The organism is Sphingobium aromaticiconvertens (genome assembly GCF_037154075.1).
Taxonomy (GTDB): Bacteria; Pseudomonadota; Alphaproteobacteria; order Sphingomonadales; family Sphingomonadaceae; genus Sphingobium; species Sphingobium aromaticiconvertens.
Genome location: NZ_JBANRJ010000001.1, coordinates 3022085 through 3040462, shown reverse-complemented (window position 1 = coordinate 3040462; position 18378 = coordinate 3022085). Strand labels below are relative to the sequence as shown.

At 60.2% G+C, this 18378-nt stretch carries 16 protein-coding genes; 10 read left to right on the top strand and 6 right to left on the bottom strand.

Translation table 11 applies throughout. The annotated features are described in order from the left end of the window. Positions 1-24 precede the first annotated feature (24 nt). The gene (locus WFR25_RS14480; protein WP_336971813.1) at positions 25-834 is read right to left on the bottom strand and encodes an SDR family NAD(P)-dependent oxidoreductase; all 810 of its coding nucleotides are present in this window, start codon (positions 832-834) and stop codon (positions 25-27) included. 159 nt (positions 835-993) lie between these two features. On the opposite strand from WFR25_RS14480, the gene WFR25_RS14475 reads away from it, so the two are divergent. Next, on the top strand, positions 994-2673 hold the full coding sequence (locus tag WFR25_RS14475) for a GMC family oxidoreductase (RefSeq protein ID WP_336971811.1): 1680 nt from the start codon (positions 994-996) through the stop codon (positions 2671-2673). Here the strand turns inward: WFR25_RS14475 and WFR25_RS14470 are convergent, their stop codons facing one another. Further along, a complete protein-coding gene (locus WFR25_RS14470) occupies positions 2674-3447 on the bottom strand; it encodes an SDR family NAD(P)-dependent oxidoreductase (RefSeq protein WP_336971809.1) in 774 nt (257 codons plus the stop codon). A gap of 154 nt (positions 3448-3601) precedes the next feature. Here WFR25_RS14470 and WFR25_RS14465 point away from each other — a divergent pair, with 154 nt between their 5' ends. From WFR25_RS14465 to WFR25_RS14440, 6 genes are all read left to right on the top strand, one after another. Beyond that, on the top strand, positions 3602-4804 hold the full coding sequence (locus WFR25_RS14465; protein WP_336971808.1) for an acyl-CoA dehydrogenase family protein: 1203 nt from the start codon (positions 3602-3604) through the stop codon (positions 4802-4804). Between the two features lie 15 nt (positions 4805-4819). Beyond that, positions 4820-5947, top strand: coding sequence for an acyl-CoA dehydrogenase family protein (locus WFR25_RS14460; RefSeq protein ID WP_336971807.1), 1128 nt, complete (start codon positions 4820-4822; stop codon positions 5945-5947). 154 nt (positions 5948-6101) lie between these two features. Then, complete coding sequence (locus WFR25_RS14455) at positions 6102-6818, top strand: MarR family winged helix-turn-helix transcriptional regulator (RefSeq protein ID WP_336971806.1); 717 nt, start codon at positions 6102-6104, stop codon at positions 6816-6818. Between the two features lie 131 nt (positions 6819-6949). Beyond that, positions 6950-8158: a sulfotransferase family protein gene (locus WFR25_RS14450; protein WP_336971805.1), complete on the top strand. Its 1209-nt coding sequence runs from the start codon at positions 6950-6952 to the stop codon at positions 8156-8158. A gap of 48 nt (positions 8159-8206) precedes the next feature. Continuing rightward, positions 8207-9451: a hypothetical protein gene (locus tag WFR25_RS14445; protein WP_336971804.1), complete on the top strand. Its 1245-nt coding sequence runs from the start codon at positions 8207-8209 to the stop codon at positions 9449-9451. Positions 9452-9764: 313 nt separating this feature from the next. After that, entirely contained in the window at positions 9765-12137 is a 2373-nt protein-coding gene (locus tag WFR25_RS14440; protein WP_336971803.1) for a TonB-dependent receptor, read from the top strand. 107 nt (positions 12138-12244) lie between these two features. On the opposite strand, the gene WFR25_RS14435 is transcribed toward WFR25_RS14440, so the two are convergent. After that, entirely contained in the window at positions 12245-13024 is a 780-nt protein-coding gene (locus WFR25_RS14435; protein ID WP_336971802.1) for a slipin family protein, read from the bottom strand. 4 nt (positions 13025-13028) lie between these two features. After that, positions 13029-14318: an NfeD family protein gene (locus WFR25_RS14430; protein WP_336971800.1), complete on the bottom strand. Its 1290-nt coding sequence runs from the start codon at positions 14316-14318 to the stop codon at positions 13029-13031. 396 nt (positions 14319-14714) lie between these two features. Here WFR25_RS14430 and cofE point away from each other — a divergent pair, with 396 nt between their 5' ends. From cofE to cofC, 3 genes are read left to right on the top strand one after another with little or no spacing between them, the layout of a single operon-like run. Continuing rightward, positions 14715-15452: a coenzyme F420-0:L-glutamate ligase gene (gene cofE / locus WFR25_RS14425; protein ID WP_336971798.1), complete on the top strand. Its 738-nt coding sequence runs from the start codon at positions 14715-14717 to the stop codon at positions 15450-15452. Then, on the top strand, positions 15449-16372 hold the full coding sequence (gene cofD / locus WFR25_RS14420; protein WP_336971797.1) for a 2-phospho-L-lactate transferase: 924 nt from the start codon (positions 15449-15451) through the stop codon (positions 16370-16372). Before cofE ends, cofD begins: the two co-directional genes overlap by 4 nt. Beyond that, positions 16372-16938, top strand: coding sequence for a 2-phospho-L-lactate guanylyltransferase (gene cofC, locus WFR25_RS14415; protein WP_336971796.1), 567 nt, complete (start codon positions 16372-16374; stop codon positions 16936-16938). The genes cofD and cofC overlap by 1 nt, the downstream gene beginning before the upstream one ends. Before the next feature lie 2 nt (positions 16939-16940). Here the strand turns inward: cofC and WFR25_RS14410 are convergent, their stop codons facing one another. Together WFR25_RS14410 and WFR25_RS14405 are read right to left on the bottom strand one after the other, a co-directional pair. Next, positions 16941-17540: a hypothetical protein gene (locus WFR25_RS14410; RefSeq protein ID WP_336971795.1), complete on the bottom strand. Its 600-nt coding sequence runs from the start codon at positions 17538-17540 to the stop codon at positions 16941-16943. Next, positions 17537-18250, bottom strand: a complete 714-nt coding sequence (locus tag WFR25_RS14405; RefSeq protein ID WP_336971793.1) for a hypothetical protein — start codon at positions 18248-18250, stop codon at positions 17537-17539. The genes WFR25_RS14410 and WFR25_RS14405 overlap by 4 nt, the downstream gene beginning before the upstream one ends. Between the last annotated feature and the right edge of the window lie 128 nt (positions 18251-18378).

Here is an 18378-nt window from a genome sequence, read left to right as displayed (position 1 = left end):
GCGGGGCTTGCGGTCCCCGTGCGTTCAGGTTTCCACCACCACGGGCAGCGACAGGATATTGGCGACGCCGCCATCGACTGGCAGCATATGGCCGGTGATATAGCCCGATGCGTTCGACGCCAGAAACTGCACCGGCCCGATCATTTCCTTCGGGTCGCCGAACCTGTGCAGGGCGATCGCGTTGAGAAAGATTTTGGCGCGTTCAGGATGACCCACCGTTGGAGCTGCCATATCCGTGTCGAAGAAGCCGGGGGCGATGGCGTTGCACGTCACCCCATGCGGAGCCAGATCGGCGGCGATGGACCGGGTCAGGCCCAACACCGCGTGCTTGCTGGCGGTATAGGCCGACAGGTTGGGCCGCCCGGTGTCCGCGACATAGGATGCGAAATTGATGATCCGGCCCCATTTGCGCGCGGCCATGCCCTTCGACAGGTCGCGGCACAGCAGGTACATGGACGACACGTTGATGTCGAACATACCCTCCCACTGATCCAGCGTGGATTCATGCAATGGCCCCCATCCCCCGATAGCGCCATTGTTGACCAATATGTCGATGGGAATGCCTTCGCCCGTCAGTTGGTCGGTTGCGGCCTGAACGGCGTCGAGGTCCGCGAGGTCGAAGGCGATGGATCGCGCCTTGCGCCCTATGGCGCGGATCTCTTGTGCAGTCTCCTCCAGCTTGACGGCGTCACGTGCTGCCACGATCAGGTCCGCGCCTGCTTCCGCCAAGCCGATCGCGATCGCCCGGCCCAGTCCGCGCGAGGCGCCGGTGACCATGGCCGTGCGGCCTTCAAGCGAGAAAAGCGCCATCGTTCCCAATCCTGTCTTCTGCATGGAATTCCCTGGCGGACAGCATAGCGCGCGGACAACGCCTATTTCGATGCCTGCGGAAAAGCCATCACAAGCACGATGTCATCGACGTTCGCTATGTAAACCCATTGTGATCCCGGCGCCAAAGGCATCAATGCAGGGGCAGCACAAGAGAGGATGAGCATGGTCGAGACGGCAAGCAACGGCTGGGATGCGGAGGCGGACTACATTGTTATAGGCGCTGGTTCCGCCGGCTGTGTTCTGGCGAATCGGTTGAGCGCGGACGGTCGCCACAAGGTAATGGTATTGGAAGCAGGCGGCGACGATCGCCCGACCCGAAATCTGCTCGCCCCCGGCCAAGCCTTGAGCACGCTTAACATCCACGTTCCCGCAGGCTTTACCCGGATGCTGAAAGATCCGCGGCTCAACTGGAATTACCTGACCGAAGCCGATCCTGGTTCGGACGGACGGCAGCATCATTTCCCGCGTGGCAAGGTGCTGGGCGGTTCATCGTCGATCAACGGCATATTATGGGTGCGCGGTCTGCCGGAGGATTATGATGGCTGGCGGCAACTGGGTCTGGACGGATGGGGCTGGATTGATGCCGAGCGCTATTTTCATCGGATCGAGCGCCAGCATGGCGAAGGTATCACTGCCGACCAACAGGCGGGACAGCTCGATATTGGCGATGTGCCCATGCGGCACCCGATGCTCGACCTGATGACGTCTGCGTTCGAAGAGGCGGGCGCGCCGATAGCCGGTGATCTCAACGGCACGACGCGGGAGGGCGTATCGCGAGTGCGCCTTAACGCCCATAAGGGGGTGCGTGTTTCGGCGGCGGTCGCCTATCTGCATCCGGCGATGAAGCGGCGGAACTTGGATGTTGTGACGAAGGCTCTTGCTTCGCGCATCCTGTTCGAAGGCAAGAAAGCCGTCGGCGTTGAATATTGGCAGGGCAACAAGCGCCGGCAGGTGCGGGCGCGGCGGGAAGTGATCCTGTCCGGCGGTGCAATCAACTCTCCCCAGTTGCTGGAATTGTCGGGTATTGGCGACCCGGCGCTGCTGCGCTCGCTGGGCATCGAGGCGGTGGTCGCCTCACCGCAGGTTGGAGAAAATCTGCAAGACCATTATGCGACCATGGTCCGCGCGCGGCTGAAACCCGGATCGGCCAGCCTCAATGCGTTGTCGCGTGGCGTGGGGCTGGTTGCCCAGATGTTGCAATATGCCGTCTCGCGCACGGGGCTGCTGGCACTGGGTGGATCGAATCTGACGGCGTTCCTGAAGTCCGATCCGGCGCTGGATTTGCCCGACCTTCAATTCTTCGCCAGCCCCGCCACGGTCGATTTCGAGGCACTGGCAAAGAATGGGGCGATGCAGATGGAGCATGAACCCGGCATGACGGTGGGCGGCTATGTCATGCGTCCGCAATCGCGAGGCAGCATCCACCTCAAATCAGCGAACTTTCGCGAAGCCCCCGCGATCCGGCCCAATTTCCTGTCGGCAGAGGCTGACCGGCGCGCCCAGATCGAATCCCTGCGCTGGGCACGGCGGGTCATGCATGCGCCCAGCCTGGCGCCTTATTTCGATCATGAATTGACACCGGGGGCGGCACTGGAAAGCGACGAAGCCTTGCTTGCTTTCGCGCGCGCGGCCGGCTCGACCGGCTATCACCAGACATCGACCTGCGCCATGGGGGCTGGCGCAAATGCGATCGTGTCGGCAACGCTGAAGGTGAATGGGGTCGATGGCCTGCGCGTGGTCGATGCCTCGGTCATGCCCAATGTCGTATCGGGCAACACCAATGCCGCAACGATGATGATCGCGGAAAAGGGCGCGGACCTGATCCTGGCGGACGCGCGCTGATCAGGTGAGGGAAGTTGATCCGCTGATCTGAGCTTGTTCGCCGAATAGCAACAGTGACTGATCCGTCGGCAGGGCGGCCCAGATCTGCCGGGCAGCGGTGTCGATGTCCATGACACCCCGGCCCGTTTCAATCTGGCCACGCAACAGGGATGCCACGGGATAGTCATTGTCGGGTAGGTTGGCGACATGGCGGGTAAGGCCGGTGTCGACGAAGCCGGGACGCACTGCCGTGACCCACAGTTTGGAATGGCCACGCCGGATGATTTCCCTGCGGACGACGTGAACCCACATTTCCAGCGCGGCCTTGCCCGCGCAATAGACGGATTGTCCTTCATAGGGGGACCGGGCCGATGCGGAGGACAGCATCACCAACCCGGCTTCGCCCGGAAAACCGCTGTCATGCACGGCGCGCAGGAACATGTCTCCCAGGCTCAGGGGCGCCGCAACATTGGCAATGACGTCGCGGGCATGGTCGTTGGCGGCTACCTCACCGGCAAAGCCGGTCATTCCTTTGAGATGAGCATTCTGGATGAAGATTGCGCGCTCGCCTCGAAACGCGCGCAGCGTATCGGTGAAATGTTGCTCCACCTTCGCCCAGCTTGCGGGGGCCGCGAGATCGAGGAAATGGCTTTCATAATCGGGATGGCGCCGGCGGGAAAGATTGATGATCCGCGCGTTGGCATGAGGTGCATTGCGCGCCAGTCCCAGGCCGATGCCCTCGGTAGCACCGGAAATCCAGATGAGGCTCGATGCTGCTTCGCGGGCATGTTGCATGCATGAAAGCTAAGGGAAACCTTATCCGTGTCAAATCAGGCCGTCATTCCATCGCATAGATGATGCTACTTTCAACGGCGCTTGCATGGCGGGGCCGCCCGAGTCATCTGCGGATCAGAAAAACGTGCCTGAAAGAAGAGCAGGAGCCGAGCCGATGGAACTGCGCCAAGACCCAGAGCTGGAGACGTTTCGCCAGGAAGTCCGCGCCTTCATTCAGGCCGTTCTTCCCCCCGAGATGCAGGAGCGTCAGCGCCGAAAGGTGGCGAACAATGCCGCCGTGTCCGACATGCTGGACTGGATGCGGATATTGGATTCGCATGGCCGTTCCGTACCGCATTGGCCCGTCGAATTTGGCGGGTGCGGCTGGTCGCCGATGCAACTCTTCATCTTCAATGAGGAGCTTTACAAGGCTGACGCCCCGGAATTCGATTGGGGCGGCACCCATATGCTGGGGCCGGTGCTTTATACCTATGGGTCGGATTATCTGAAGGATCGCTTCCTGCCCATCATCCGGACAGGCGCGACCATGTGGGCGCAAGGTTTTTCGGAGCCGGGGTCAGGGTCTGACCTGGCATCGCTGCGGACCTCTGCGGAGTTGGTCGATGGCCGTTATGTCGTAAATGGCCAGAAAATATGGACCAGCGGCGCGGCATATGCAGACTGGGGCTTTTTCCTTGTCCGCACCGACAAGACGGTCAAGCCGCAACGCGGCATTTCCTTCCTGATTATCAAGATGGATACGCCGGGCATCACCGTCCGCGAAATTCCGCAAATCAATGGCGACGCCCATTTGTGCGAGGTGTTCCTGGATAATGTGGAAGTGCCGGCCGATCAGTTGATAGGCGATCCAGGCATGGGTTGGACCTACGCAAAATTTTTGTTGGAACATGAGCGCACGACGTCGAGCTTCATCTATTGGAGCAAGCGGGAACTGGCGCGGGCCAAGGATATTGCGCGGGGTGAGCAGTTGAATGGCCGCCCGGTCGCCGACGATCCAGCCATCCGTGCACGCTTCGCACGGATCGAGGCGGATCTGCTGGCGCTGGAATGGTCGGTACTGCGGGTGTTGGCCCATGAGGAGTTCGACGTGCCAGAAGCTGCTGCTGCATCAGTGCTGAAGATCCGGGGGTCGGAACTGCAACAGGAAGTGACGATGCTGCAATGCGACCTGTTGGGCGCCAAGGCACTGCGCTTTTTCGAGGTGGCACCGACGCCGCCGCCGCCAGCCACGGACAATTGGCCCGATTATGTGCCCGGTCGCACGACCGTTGCGCTCATCAATCGGGCTGCAACCATCTATGGTGGATCGAAGCAGATCCAGAAAAATATAGTTGCCAAGCTCGCATTTGGGCTTTGAGGGGGCAGACGATCAATGGATTTCGCGAAGTCCGACATTCAAACCATGCTGCTGGACAGCGCCGAGCGGTTGCTGTCAGAAACATCCGGCGTCGAATATTGGCGCGAACAGCGTGAAAGCCCGAACGGGTTCGCCGCAGCCCGTTGGGCGCAATTCGTCGAACTGGGCTGGCTGGCGCTGCCCGTGCCGGAAGCGGCGGGGGGCCTTGATGGCAGCATCGAGGATGTGGCGCTGCTGAACGTCGCGTTGGGTAAGGCGCTGGCGAAAGAGCCGTATATCAGCACGGTGGTTCTGGGCAGCCATGTGCTGAAGCAGGCCACTAACGAAGGGCTGGCTCTGGAATTTCTGGGCGAGATCGCGACTGGTAGTTTGCGGGTTGCACTGGCGCATCAGGAAAATGGCGCGCATCCGTTGTCTGTCGATGTTGCGGGCACTATCGCCCGCCCATCGGCCGACAGCTATGTGTTGAGCGGCGATAAAATCATGGTGCTGGACGCGCCGAGCGCGAGCCAGTTGATCGTTTCGGCCCGGATTGAAGGGGAGGATGGCGTCGCCCTGTTCCTGGTGTCGGCGGATCAGGAGGGCGTCACAAGCGAGGGCTACAGCCTGATCGATGGCACTCGCGCATCCGACATTCGGTTCGCAGATGTGGTGCTGCCCGCCGACGCGCTGCTGGTTGGCACCAATCATGGCGCAGCAGTGCTCGGCGAGGCGATTGATCGCATGTCGATCGCGTTGATGGGGCAGGCCGTCGGCGCGATGGAAGCTGCGAATAAGGTTTGCGGCGCTTATGTCCAGGAACGCAAGCAGTTCGGCGTCGCTATCGGCAGCTTCCAGGCGATCCAGCATATCATGGCCGATATGTTCGTCGCCGCGCATCAGGCCCGGTCGATGCTGTATCATGCGCTTGCCAATGTTGATCTCGATCCGGTCGCGCGGTCGGCTGCGCTGTCGGCGGCCCGCATCGTCATCGGCGAGGCGGGGCAGCTCATATCGCGCAACGGCATTCAGGTGCATGGCGGTTATGGCCTGACTGACGAATATGCGATCGGCCATTATTTCCGTCGCCTGATGTGCATCGAAAAGCTGTTCGGCGACATAACACTTCATGCCGAACGCTTTGGGGACAGCCTCTTCGCCTGATCGAAGGTGCAGAAGCAGGCTTGCCGTCGCGCTCTGGCTGTGCCTTTCTGATCGGATGACTGAAGAGACAAGGCGCGATAGCAAGGCGCGCGGGCTGGACGCGTGCCGCGCTGCGATCGAGGCGCATTTCGCAACGCACGCAACGATACCATCCATGGCCGGTCTGGCCCGGCTATGGGGCTATGCCAGCAAATCATCCGCCTCACGGCAGGTCGATGCATTGATCGAGGCGGGCATACTTCAGTGGTCGCCGGACCGTAGGCTGGCGCCCGGCACTGCCTTCAGGAAGGCGGCAGGCCATGACGGTTCGCAGCGACAAAGGCTGGATGCCGAAGCGACCAGCCCGAACCATGGTTTCGATCCGTTGCAAGCTGCGCTGACTGCATGGGCAAGCGGTTATGATCCTGTGTTGGCGCGATCCTATTCCGTTACGACGCGCCTGTTGCGGCTGGCACGCAGCATGGAAATGCACATTTCCCGTTCGGCGGCGACCGAAGGGCTGACATCGGGGGATGTGTTGCTGCTGGACGCCCTATATCGCGTAGGGCCGCCGCATCGCATCGCGCCGACGGCGCTCAAACATTATTTCCTGATGTCGCTCGCTGGCGTGGGCAAGCGTGTCGATCGGCTGGAAGCCCAGGGCTTTATCGAGCGGGTGCCGAACCCAGACGACCGACGCGGCCTGTTCATCCAACTGACCGACGCCGGTAGCGCAGCGCTGTCCCGGTTGGTGGAGGCGGATCGCGCGGCGCCGCATATCACCTGGCCGATGGCCCTGACGGACACGCAATATCGAGTGATGCTCGATGCGCTGGCAATCGCGGAAAAGATCGTGTCCACAGCGGAAAATGATAAGAACGATCGTTCTTAATTTTTCAAGCTTTAGGATTAGGATGGCCTGAAGTCCTCTATATATTAGCGCATCATGCTTGACATGCTGTCATTTTTCCTCGCTATATACAAAACCTAGATTACAAAATAAGCGAGAGAGGAAGAGTGTCCATGCGGAGCAGATCGGATGGGGTTGATGCGGGCGTCGATGTATCGACGCGGATTGATACCGCAAGCCTGCTGCAAACGGCGCAGATCGTATCGGGTAATTTCGCACCCATTGAGCAGGGGTTGGCGGATCGGGTGGAGCGCTTCATCGGCTGGCTGAACACCCAGCCGCCATTGCGAGCAGATCAGAAAGCCGGCGTGGAATCGCAACTTCGCAAGCTGTTGGCGATGCGCCTTGGCCTCAGCGCGGACCGTCAGCGCATCCCGGCTATCGTGCAGGAGAAGATCGAACGACCGATCTTCGTCATCGGTTTCGCGCGGACGGGCACGACCCTGATTCACTCGCTGCTGGCCGAAGACCCTGGCGCGCGGGCACCGTTATGGTGGCACACGCACGCGCCCAGCCCGCCGCCGGGCGAGGTGCCGGTGATGGCGGAGCGTATCGAACGGACGGCCAGGGAACTGGATGAGTTGCTGGACCTGGCGCCCGGCCTGCTGACGCTTCATCCCTATTGGGACAAGGGCGGGCTGTGTCCGATCGAATGCGAGGAAATCTTCACGCTGGATTTCCAGAATGCCTATCCGACCCTGCTTTATAAGCTGCCGGCGCTGGCGATGATCCTTGACGCAAGCAATATCGCCGACGCCTATCGCTTTCACCGCGAATTCTTGCAGCATCTGCAATGGAACCAGCCGCCGCGACATTGGGTGGTGAAGGGCATCTATCACCAATTCGCTCTGGATGCGCTGTTCGATGCCTATCCCGATGCACTGTGCATCTGGCCGCATCGCGATCCGGTACAGGTGCATCCGTCCACGCTGGCGATTACGGCGGTGCTTTATGGCGGCATTACCAACTGGCAAATGGATTTCAAGGCATTGGGACCGGCGTTCGTGCAAAGCATTGCCGCCTCTGTCGCGGAAGCCATGGAAAATCCGCTGATCGATGATCCTCGCATCTTTCACGTCGATTTCCATGATCTGACCCGCGACCCCGTCGATGTGATCCGTCGCGCCTATGGCCATTGGAACTTGGATTACACATCGCAATTCCAGATTAGGATGCAAGCATGGCTGGCTGATCCGGGCAACGCATCGAACCGCTATGGCCGATATGATTACGCTATGGAGCCTTTCGGCCTGTCGCATGACATGGTTGAGTCAGCGTTCGAGGGATATTCCCGCCGTTTTCGGCTGGGCCGCTTCGCCTGAGGCCGACACGGCGCAAGCCGCGCCCAAGATGCATAGAGGAGAGGAACGTTGAGCAATCCGATCGCTAACCCCGATCAGTTGTCGGCGGAACAGGATGTTTTGGCCATGTGGGAGATGCCGCAGACAAAGGCCGCACGCGCGCATGTGGCGCAGCTCTGGCGTGTCGGCCATGGCGTGGATGTGCCACAGGACGTGGAGCATCGCTTTGACGAGGCGATGGATGCCTGGCTTAGCAATTATCTGTTCAAGGCAGCGGCGATGGATGCAACCCGTCCGCGCTTCGTTCGCAATTTCATGCCCGGCTACAACTGGCATGGTCATGCCGTTCCCGATGCGCGCATGGGTGGCGACAATCCCGACAATTGTTATCGTCTGGCAGGAATTGGCCATGGCGGTCGCTATCGCATTACCGGGCAAATTCTCGAAGTCTGTCCGGCCCATATTTCGTTCACTCTGGTCGAGAACTGGGGGACATCGGTGACCGCGCAGATGGTCGAGTTGCCTGGAATCGTCCTGGACGATGATGGTCGGTTCACCATCACGATCGATGACCAGCCTGCCAGCGGTCGACCCAATCATATGACAACGACGCCGCGCGTCAAATTCCTGTTCGTTCGTGACAGCATGATGGACTGGCAGAGGGAAACGCCGATCGCGCTGACGATCGAGCGTCTTGATCGGGTGGCCGCAACACCGCCTTCACTGGAAGCGCGGCTGGACGAGGCGCTGCGTCGGGCGCGGGAAGATGTGCCGCTTTACTATTGGTTCTTCCGATTGTCGGCTGGGAACGCAGTCAATAACATGCCGCAACCCATGCGGACTGCCAGTGTAGGCGGGCTGGTGACGCAGGCCAGCAGTATCGGACGGCTGCATCTGGAGGATGATCAGGCGGCGATCATTCGTTTCCCGCGCGCCGGAGCTGCTTATAACAGCTTGCAACTCGCCATGTGGTGGTACCGGTCGATCGATGCCCATCAATTGCAGACTGGCCTGAGCGCCGCGCAAGCACAGCCGGATGTAGATGGTTTCATAACGACCGTGGTGTCCGCCCAGGATCCTGGCATCGCCAACTGGGTGCAAACAGGTGGTTTTCGCGATCTGTTGCCCATGATTCGATGGCAGGGTTTGCCCTCAGAGCCTGTGGACGGCGGGGCAGCCCATCAGATGCATATTGTTTCCCTATGCGATCTGGAGGCGCGTCTGCCGCGCGATGTCGTCCGTATGTCCATAGCGGAGAGGGAAAAGCAGATTTCGGCGCGTCGGGTGGCCTGGGATCGTCGAATCAGCCTTTGATCAAATTTATCCGCTCCGTTGAGCGAATAAATCCGGTCGATCCTCCATTAAGGACTAAATAGAAGAACTGCGGCTTCAATCGGCATGTGCGTAAACGCATCAGCTGTGATTTTGCACGTTGCACAAAATCAACTGTCATCAATGAAACGTATTGCCCTGTTTCATGCCGAGCAAGATCGCGTATCTGATGATGCCAAGCCATCCTCCGCGCACGGCTAGAAAAGACGGGAAATGACGCTAGCTGGTTACGTAGCGACTGGCCGTGCGAACAGAACCTAACAGGCCAGTCTCTCTTAACTCTGGAGAGGATGTCATGACCTACCGCCAATATCTGTGCGCCACCAGCGCTGCTCTTTTTCTGTCCGTTCCCGCGTTCGCGCAGACCGATCAGCAGCCGCAGGGTGAGAGCGCTTCGAGCGGCGACATTATCGTGACAGCCCGTCGTCGTGACGAAGCGCTACAGGATGTGCCGATTTCCGTTTCCGCCATTTCCGGCGACCAGTTGAACAAGTCCGGCGTCACGGACATACAGGGTCTGCAATATCGCACCCCCTCGCTGTCGATCACCAGCGCGCAGAGCCAGCGCAATACGGTTGCATTCTCGCTGCGCGGCCAGCGCACGCAGGAAACCCAACTGTTCACCGACGCGCCGGTCGGCACCTATTTCGCCGAAGTCGTGCAGCCGCGCCCTTATGGTTTCGGCAACAGCCTGTTCGATCTGCAATCGGTCCAGGTTCTGAAGGGCGTGCAGGGCACGCTGTTTGGCCGCAATATGACCGGCGGCGCCGTGCTGATCGAACCGAACCATCCCAAGCTTGGAGAGTTTGCGGGCGAAGTGCGTGGCCAATATGGCAATTACGACATGCACGACATTTACGGCATGGTGAATATCCCGATCGGCGATAAGGTTGCGTTGCGCTTTTCCGGCAAGACCCGCGAGCGCGACGGCTGGTCGCACGACATCGGCAGCGGCCTTGACCTCGACAACCAGAATTTTGACGCTTTCCGCGTCTCGGCACTGATCGCGCCGATTGATGGCCTTGAATCGCTGACCATCTACGACTGGTACAAATCGAAGGAGCGCGGCACGGCCTCCTTCCTGACCAGCGTCCGTTTCCCCTCGGCCTTGTCCAACTATGAGGGGCTGCGTGCCGCAGGCCTGATCGACACCAATATCCCGGCTCAGTTTGCCGAGGCGCAGCAGCTGTTCCGTTCGCGGCGCTTCACGCTGAATTCCGGATCGGGCAACGGCAGCAATCTGGACGTTTTCGGTTTGCCTTCCGAAAGTATCAAGAACTGGGGCATCACGAACAAAACGACCTGGGAGCTCAACGATAATCTGACGCTGAAAAACATCTTCGGCTATCGCAAGCAGCGTCGCGATATTGTGCAGGATTATGACGGCATCCCAGCCTTCCTGATCGCGCCTCATCAATATTCCAGTTCGCGCAACATCAGTGAAGAGCTGCAGTTGCAGGCCAAGGCATTCGACAATCGCCTGGACCTGATCGTGGGCGGCTATTATTTCGAGGAAAAGGGGCTGGACGGATCGCTGGCGAACACCCTGCCGGAACTCAACATCGTCGGCGCAGGCCTGAATCCTCGCACAACGAATGCGGCGCTGTTCGCCACGTCCAATCCGGGCGAAGGCTATTCGCGCACTGCGGCCGGCTTTGTCGCTGGCACGTTCAAGGTTACGGACAAGCTGAGCCTTTCGGGCGGCCTGCGGTATAATTACGACCGGCGCAAGATCACCGTGTCGCCATCGATGCCCAATCGGCCCAATCCCGATGGCTCGATCGGGCGCTGTTCGTTCGATATTGATGAGGTCACACCCGGCACGCAGACGGTGCCGCTGAGCGATTGCTTCTTCACCAACAGCAAGACGTTCAAGGAATGGACCTACGACGCGACCATCCAATATGAGCCAAGCCCGGAGATCACGACCTACGCCTCCTACCGTCATGGCTTCCGCGCTGGCGGGTTTTCCACCCGTGCGACCAACGCGACGACCCTGGCGCCGTTCCTTCCGGAATTCGTCAACGAATATGAAATCGGCCTGAAGACCAACACGCCGCTAGGCGCGGGCCGCCTGACCACCAGCACCGCGATCTTCCGCCAGGACGGCAGCGACGTGCAGAAGCAGCGCGCGACGTTTGTGGGTGGCAATGTCTTCACCGTCGTCGACAATACCGCAAAGCAGCGCAACACTGGTGGCGAGTTCGAGGCGACGTTCAACACCGATACTTTCTCGCTCACGGGCTTTTATTCCTACACCAAGGTCAAGATCCTGGAGGGGGCGACCACCGCGACGATCGGCCTGCCCGAGATCGAGCAGCGCGGTGTTCCGAAGCATCAGTTGGGTGTGACGGCGATCATTTCGCCGCCAGTCAGCGAGCGGTTGGGCGAACTCAATTTCGTCGCGAACTATACCTGGCGCAGCGCAATCTTCCTCGATGACTTTGAGCTTGAAGGAAAACAACCAGCTTATTCGTTGGTCAACCTGCGTGCCGAGTTGAACAATGTCGGCGGTTCCGGGGCCTCGGTTGCTGCATTCGTCAACAATGCGCTGAACGAAACCTATCGCATAGGTGTTCTGGGCCTGATCGCCGAGGGACTTGGTTTCCAGAACAGCGTCTATGGCGAACCGCGCATGTATGGCATCGAAGTCGGTTACAAATTCTGATCGCTATCCGAAGGGATAGCAGTGGGGGAGGGGGTGCACGATGTGCGCCCCCTTTTTGTCTGGGGCCTGATCCGCGCTGCTGTCTCGCCCAGACATCGCCCCGATCTTCAAGGGGCAGGCTTTTGTCCTTGGTGGGATGCGATTTCTCCGAGAAGCCTGCCGAATTCGAGCGGGAAGGGAAAGATGATCGTGGAACTCTTCTCGCCCGCGATGACGTTGAGGCTGCTCAGGTACCGTAATTGCATGGCTTCCGGGCGCTGGGAAAGAATGTCGGCCGCCTCCAGCAACTTGGCCGCAGCCTGCTGTTCGCCCTCCGCATTGATTACCTTGGCCCGGCGTTCGCGTTCGGCTTCGGCCTGCCTTGCGATCGCGCGGACCATCACTTCGTTGATATCCACATGCTTGATCTCGACATTGGCGACCTTGATCCCCCAGGCGTCGGTGCGCGAATCCAGTATTTCCTGAATGTCGCTGTTGAGCCGATCGCGTTCGGCCAGCATGGTGTCCAGTTCATGCTTGCCAAGCACCGAACGGAGCGTGGTCTGCGCCAGTTGACTGGTCGCCGCCATGAAATCTTCCACCTGGATGATCGCTTTTTCGGGATCGATGATGCGGAAATAGATAACGGCGTTGACGCGCACCGAAACATTGTCGTGGCTGATCACATCCTGCGGCGGCACGTCGAAGACGAGCACCCGCAGGTCGGTGCGCACCATCTGCTGTACAAACGGCACGAGCAGAATGAGGCCTGGACCTTTGACCCCGGTGAAGCGGCCCAGCGTGAAGACCACGCCGCGTTCATATTCACGCAGGATCTTGATCGCCGCAAAAAGGAACAGCAGCAGCAGGATGAGTAGGGGAAGGTAAAATGCGAATTGCGGTATCATCCTGCTATCCTCCGGTTGCGGGCGGGTCGGGTTCGACATGGAGCGTAAGCCCGTGGAGCGCCGTCACGCGGACATCCCGCCCTTTGCCGAGCGTTTCCGGGCCGATGGCCTTCCAGCGCTCGCCATGGGCGAGGACATGGCCGGCGCCGCTGCCCCAGTCGTCCACGACGCCGCGCAGGCCGATCATCTCTTCACGACCGCTGACGATCCTGTGGCGACGCGACAGCAAGGCAAGGCGCGCGCCGAGGAAAGCGAGGAGCAGGCTGAGTGCGGAGACGCTGGCCATGGCAGACCGGGAAATACGAAACTCGGGAATGTCGGTGTCGATAAGCAGCGTCGCCCCTAGCAGGAACGCGATCGCACTCCCAAGCCCGAGCGTGCCGAACGAGGCGGTATAGACTTCGGCAATCAATAGCCCGATCCCCAACGCAATCAACGCGATCCCGGCGAAATTCACCGGCAGCGCGGCCAGGGCATAGAGTCCGGTCAGCAGGCAGATCGCGCCAATCGTGCCGGGCGCGAAGAAGCCTGGGTTCATGAATTCGAAGATCAGGCCATAAACGCCAACCATCATCAGGATCAGCGCGACATTGGGATTGGTGATTGCGCTCAGCAGTTCCGTGCGCCAATCGGGGCGTATCTCTTCGACCGCAAGGCCGCGCGTGGCGAGCCGGATCCTTTGCCCAGCGACGATGACCGTGCGACCGTCAAGCTGCGTGAGAAGATCTTGAACATTTTTTGCCTCGATATCGATCACCTGCTGTTTGAGCGCGGCGCTGGCGGACAAGCTCGCCGCCTCGCGCACTGCCTTTTCGGCCCAATCGCCATTGCGCCCGCGCAGTTCGGCAAGCGATCGGATATAGGCGGTGGCATCGTTGACGGCCTTTGCATCCATCGCGCTGTGCGGAGCCTCGGCCTTCTCCTTCTCCTGGCTCGTCGGTTTCGGCGGTTCGTTGCCCGGACCGGGGAGGCCACCAATCTGTACCGGCGTCGCCGCGCCGACATTGGTGCCGGGCGCCATCGCCGCGATATGGCTTGCATAAAGCAAGAAGGCGCCCGCACTCGCCGCCCGCGCACCGCTTGGGCTAACATAGGTCGCGACCGGCACGGATGAGGCGAAAATGTCGCGGATCATCGCCCGCATTGAGGTGTCCAGTCCGCCCGGCGTATCCAGCCGCACGATCACCAATGGCGCCTTGTGGTCGGCCGCCTTGTCGAGCGCCCGTGACAGATAATCCGCGCTTGCCGGGCCGATCACGCCATCAAGGTGCACGACCATTGCTGGCGATTTCACACGCTCCTGGCCAATTGCCGGACTCCACAAAAGCAGGATAGCGGCAAGAATGGCGCCCACGACGTGCCACAAGTGCTTGCCCCAACGCCTGTTTACCGATGTTCGTTCAGCGCGCATCTGCATAACGGCCCTATAGCGCCTTCCGCTCAATCTCTCTTCCTGCGGATCGGCGACTGCCACACATGGCATGCCCTTGCATAATATCACGACAAGGGGCTTGATCGACGCGTGTTTCTCCAGCGTCGCATAATTCCAAACCTACCATAAAATTGAAGAAAAGTCTGGCCTGAATTGCAGGCCACTTCTCATGGTCTGCCAATGATCGCTTGCGGCTTGACCTGCGGGGCTTTGTATCACACGGGAACCCCTTAGATTAGAGTTGGATCCAGGCGTGCTATGATAGAAATTATCCCGTTGACAGGCATTGGTGAAATCCAACAAGGTGACGACCTTGTATCCATCCTGCGCGAGGGGCTGCGCAGTCTGAATATTACCCCGCGCGCCGACGACGTGCTGGTCGTCACCCAAAAAATCGTGTCGAAGGCAGAAGGTCGCTTCATTGAACTGGATAGCCTGACTCCGGGCGAGGATGCGCGTCGCCTGGCCGCCATCACGCACAAGGATGCACGGCTAGTCGAACTTGTACTTACCGAGTCCGACGGCATCGTCCGCGCCGCTCCTCATGTGCTTATCGCGCGTCATCGGTTAGGCCATGTGATGGCCAATGCCGGGATCGATCGTTCGAACATCGGCCCGGAAGGCGGAGAGCGCGTTCTGTTGTTGCCGATTGATCCGGATGCGACAGCGGCTGCCCTTCATGCGGAGTTGGGCATGGCTGTGGTCATTTCCGACAGTTTCGGCCGCCCATGGCGCATGGGCGTGGTTGCCGTGGCGATCGGTGCTGCGGGGCTGCCCGCGCTGCACGATCGGCGTGGCGAGCAGGATCGGGATGGCCGTACCCTTGAAGTGACGCAGATCGCGCTGGGCGACATCATTGCTACCGCTGCGTGCCTGGCCACGGGAGAGGGGGCTGAGGGAATCCCCGCCGCGCTAGTACGCGGTTACAAGGTGACGGGTGATCCACGCCCTGCTGCCGATCTGGTGCGTTCGGCTGACGAAGACCTGTTCCGGTGAGCGGAACCGTTGTCCTGACCGGCGGCGTGGGTGGCGCAAAACTGGTCCTGGGATTGCTTCAGGTCGTCGATCCCGTCACCGTAACAGCCATCGTCAATACAGGTGACGATTTTCGTCATCTGGGCCTTCACATCTCGCCTGATATCGACACCCTGCTCTACACCCTGTCGGGCAAGGCGAACACCGCGCAGGGGTGGGGACGAGAAGATGAAAGCTGGGCCTTTCTCTCCGCATTGCGGGAGTTGGGGGGAGAGGACTGGTTCCTGTTGGGCGACCGTGACATGGCGCTGCATGTTCTGCGCACCGCCGGACTGGCGCGGGGTGACACCCTCTCCACCATTACGGCTGCCGTCGCGCGTCGCTGGGGTGTGGAGGCAAAAATTCTGCCAATGACGGACGATCCGGTCGCTACAATGCTGGACAGCGATGTGGGCGAGTTGGAATTTCAGCGCTATTTCGTGGCGCTTCGCTGCGCACCTGCGATCCACGCCATCCGGTTTGCAGGCGCCGAGCAGGCGTCGCCAGCGCCGGGGGTGGTCGATGCGATCATGACGGCGGATATCGTCCTGATCGCGCCGTCAAATCCGTTTCTCAGTGTCGATCCGCTACTTGCCATCCCGGCCATACACAAGGCGCTGAGCGATACACTGGCGCCAATCGTCGCCGTCTCGCCGTTGGTAGGGGGGCAGGCGGTCAAGGGGCCTACCGTCAAGCTAATGGGTGAATTGGGCCTGCCGGTTGATAATGACAGCATCGCTCGTCACTATGCCGGATTGATCGACGGTTTGCTGATCGATAGCGGCGATGATTGTAGTGTGACTGATATCGCAATCGCCCATACGCCTACGCTGATGGTCACGCTGGAGGACAAGGCCCGCGTCGCCCGCGCTGCGCTGGCGCTTGCTGCCGCGATCGACTGATGCGCTGGACGGCTGTCGCACCATTAAAGCTTGGCCCGGACCGCAAGTCGCGTCTGTCGCCGCACATGTCACTCATCGAACGGATCGCTTTGGGCAATCATATGGCCGCGCATGTCCTGGCGCAATTACACCGCGTCCAGACGATAGAGAAAATCCTGATTCTTGCCCCGGAGAATGTTGCGGTGTCGGGCGAACATTGGGTTCGGGATGAGGGGCGGGGACTTAATGCGGAACTGGAAGCCCTGCTGCCTCGGCTGGAATATCCAATGCTGGTCATTCATGCCGACCTGCCTTTTTTGGAGTCTGCGGATATCGAGCATTTGCTTGCGCGAGCCGAGGAAGCCGGTAGCGCGCTTGCTCCCGATCTCCATGGTCGAGGCACTAATGCCATTGCCTTGGCGAAGTATCAGCCACAGTTCGCCTTCGCCTTTGGCCCAGAGAGTTTTGCTCGCCATCGTCGCGTGCTTGGCCGTGACGTAGCCATCGTCAACCGCGTCAGCCTTTCCCGTGATCTTGATACGAAGGCAGACCTTGATTATGCCCGTGTGAATGGCTTGCCCATATAGGGTTACTGCGCGGCGCTGGCTTGAGCGTATATAGCGCTAGCCTTACGAATGAGTTCGATCCCTGCTTCGCGGCTGACGATCGCGGTATAGCGGGCCATGTTGCCGCAGAAGCCGCCGACGCGACCTTCACGTTCTACGCTGGCGACGATTGGGCGCATGGTCGTGGCGCCATCGGCGGTCTGGAAGCGCAGTTCTGCGGTTAATTTCACTTCGTTTTTGCAAATATTCTTGAACTCGCCATTACCGAGACAGCGAAGCAGAGTCGATCCGCGAATGAGGCGCAATGTTGGGGTGGCTGACGCCGACATCGGTGCGGGCGGCAAGAGTTGCGACATCAGGGCCGCGACGGGATTGTCCATCTTATAGGCCTGGCAATAGACGCTCACGATCTTGACGCTGTGATCGGCGGCCGTGGGATTTTCGAGCGTCAGGGGTAGCGTGCCCAGAGCAGGCGCGTCGGAAAATGGACCTTCTATCCCCTGATCGAGCGCAGCGGCCTCTATTGCGGGCTTGTCGAGGCTATAGTCCACCGTGCGCGCATGCGCAGGTGCAAAGGGGGCGAGCATCGCGCTCGCCACCACCAATATGGGCCATCGCTTCATTGCGGGCCGCTTGCCGTCGTCGCCACCGCGATGGTGGTGGCCTGCTCCTGCGCCTTTTCGCGCGCCTTGACGCGCTTCTTCCAATCCTTCTTGGTGCTGCCGGTGAGGATGCGGGCGCTTTCCAGCGCGAATTCCTGCGCGAGCTTTTCGCGGATGCCGCCGCCGCGCATCATCAGGCCAGCCAGTCCTCCATGGGCGTTGACGACGTGGACGTAGAAAGAGCCGATGCTCTGTTCGCCGGTTGCGTCCAGCACGTCGACCTTGCCGGCCAACTCGTCGGCGCTGCTGATCAATATTGCCATCGCGGCGTCGGCGGTCTTGATCGTCTCCACGGTGATCCGCAGCCGGATCGGCGTGCCCTTGCCTTCCGTTAGGCCCCAATCGCGGGTGACATCTTGCATGACGAAGGGAAACATTACCTCAAATGGCAGCGTGGAATAGATGTCGCGAGCCGGTCGCGCTGGCATAGTGGCGGGATCATGCGCTAACGGTTGGTAGGCAGGCAAGCCGGCATCCGTGCGCTTCTCCATGGCCTTGGCTTCGATCTTGGCCAGCTTTTCCCTAGCGGTGTCGGCGATGGCGACCTCGACCATAATCACATGGCTATTATCGACGATTTCCTTTGGCAGATCCTCAATCACCGTGCGCTGTTTGGCATGCGCGACCGTGCTGGCCGCGAGCAATGCGACCGCCATAAACAAATATTTCAAATGATTTCCCCCATAGATAATCAGCCGACGCCGTTCCCCCCGCGTCGGGTGATGGTCTGTATGATTTGGGAAGGCTGGGTGGTCAATCCGGGAAGTGCGCGCGACGCTCCTCATCCGTCACATCTTCG

What these genes read in the sequence shown, in the direction of transcription:
- WFR25_RS14480 (WP_336971813.1), bottom strand. Translation starts at nt 834, where the DNA reads ATGCAGAAGACAGGATTGGGAACGATGGCGCTTTTCTCGCTTGAAGGC.
- WFR25_RS14475 (WP_336971811.1), top strand. Translation starts at nt 994, where the DNA reads ATGGTCGAGACGGCAAGCAACGGCTGGGATGCGGAGGCGGACTACATT.
- WFR25_RS14470 (WP_336971809.1), bottom strand. Translation starts at nt 3,447, where the DNA reads ATGCAACATGCCCGCGAAGCAGCATCGAGCCTCATCTGGATTTCCGGT.
- WFR25_RS14465 (WP_336971808.1), top strand. Translation starts at nt 3,602, where the DNA reads ATGGAACTGCGCCAAGACCCAGAGCTGGAGACGTTTCGCCAGGAAGTC.
- WFR25_RS14460 (WP_336971807.1), top strand. Translation starts at nt 4,820, where the DNA reads ATGGATTTCGCGAAGTCCGACATTCAAACCATGCTGCTGGACAGCGCC.
- WFR25_RS14455 (WP_336971806.1), top strand. Translation starts at nt 6,102, where the DNA reads ATGGCCGGTCTGGCCCGGCTATGGGGCTATGCCAGCAAATCATCCGCC.
- WFR25_RS14450 (WP_336971805.1), top strand. Translation starts at nt 6,950, where the DNA reads ATGCGGAGCAGATCGGATGGGGTTGATGCGGGCGTCGATGTATCGACG.
- WFR25_RS14440 (WP_336971803.1), top strand. Translation starts at nt 9,765, where the DNA reads ATGACCTACCGCCAATATCTGTGCGCCACCAGCGCTGCTCTTTTTCTG.
- WFR25_RS14435 (WP_336971802.1), bottom strand. Translation starts at nt 13,024, where the DNA reads ATGATACCGCAATTCGCATTTTACCTTCCCCTACTCATCCTGCTGCTG.
- cofE (WP_336971798.1), top strand. Translation starts at nt 14,715, where the DNA reads ATGATAGAAATTATCCCGTTGACAGGCATTGGTGAAATCCAACAAGGT.
- cofC (WP_336971796.1), top strand. Translation starts at nt 16,372, where the DNA reads ATGCGCTGGACGGCTGTCGCACCATTAAAGCTTGGCCCGGACCGCAAG.
- WFR25_RS14410 (WP_336971795.1), bottom strand. Translation starts at nt 17,540, where the DNA reads ATGAAGCGATGGCCCATATTGGTGGTGGCGAGCGCGATGCTCGCCCCC.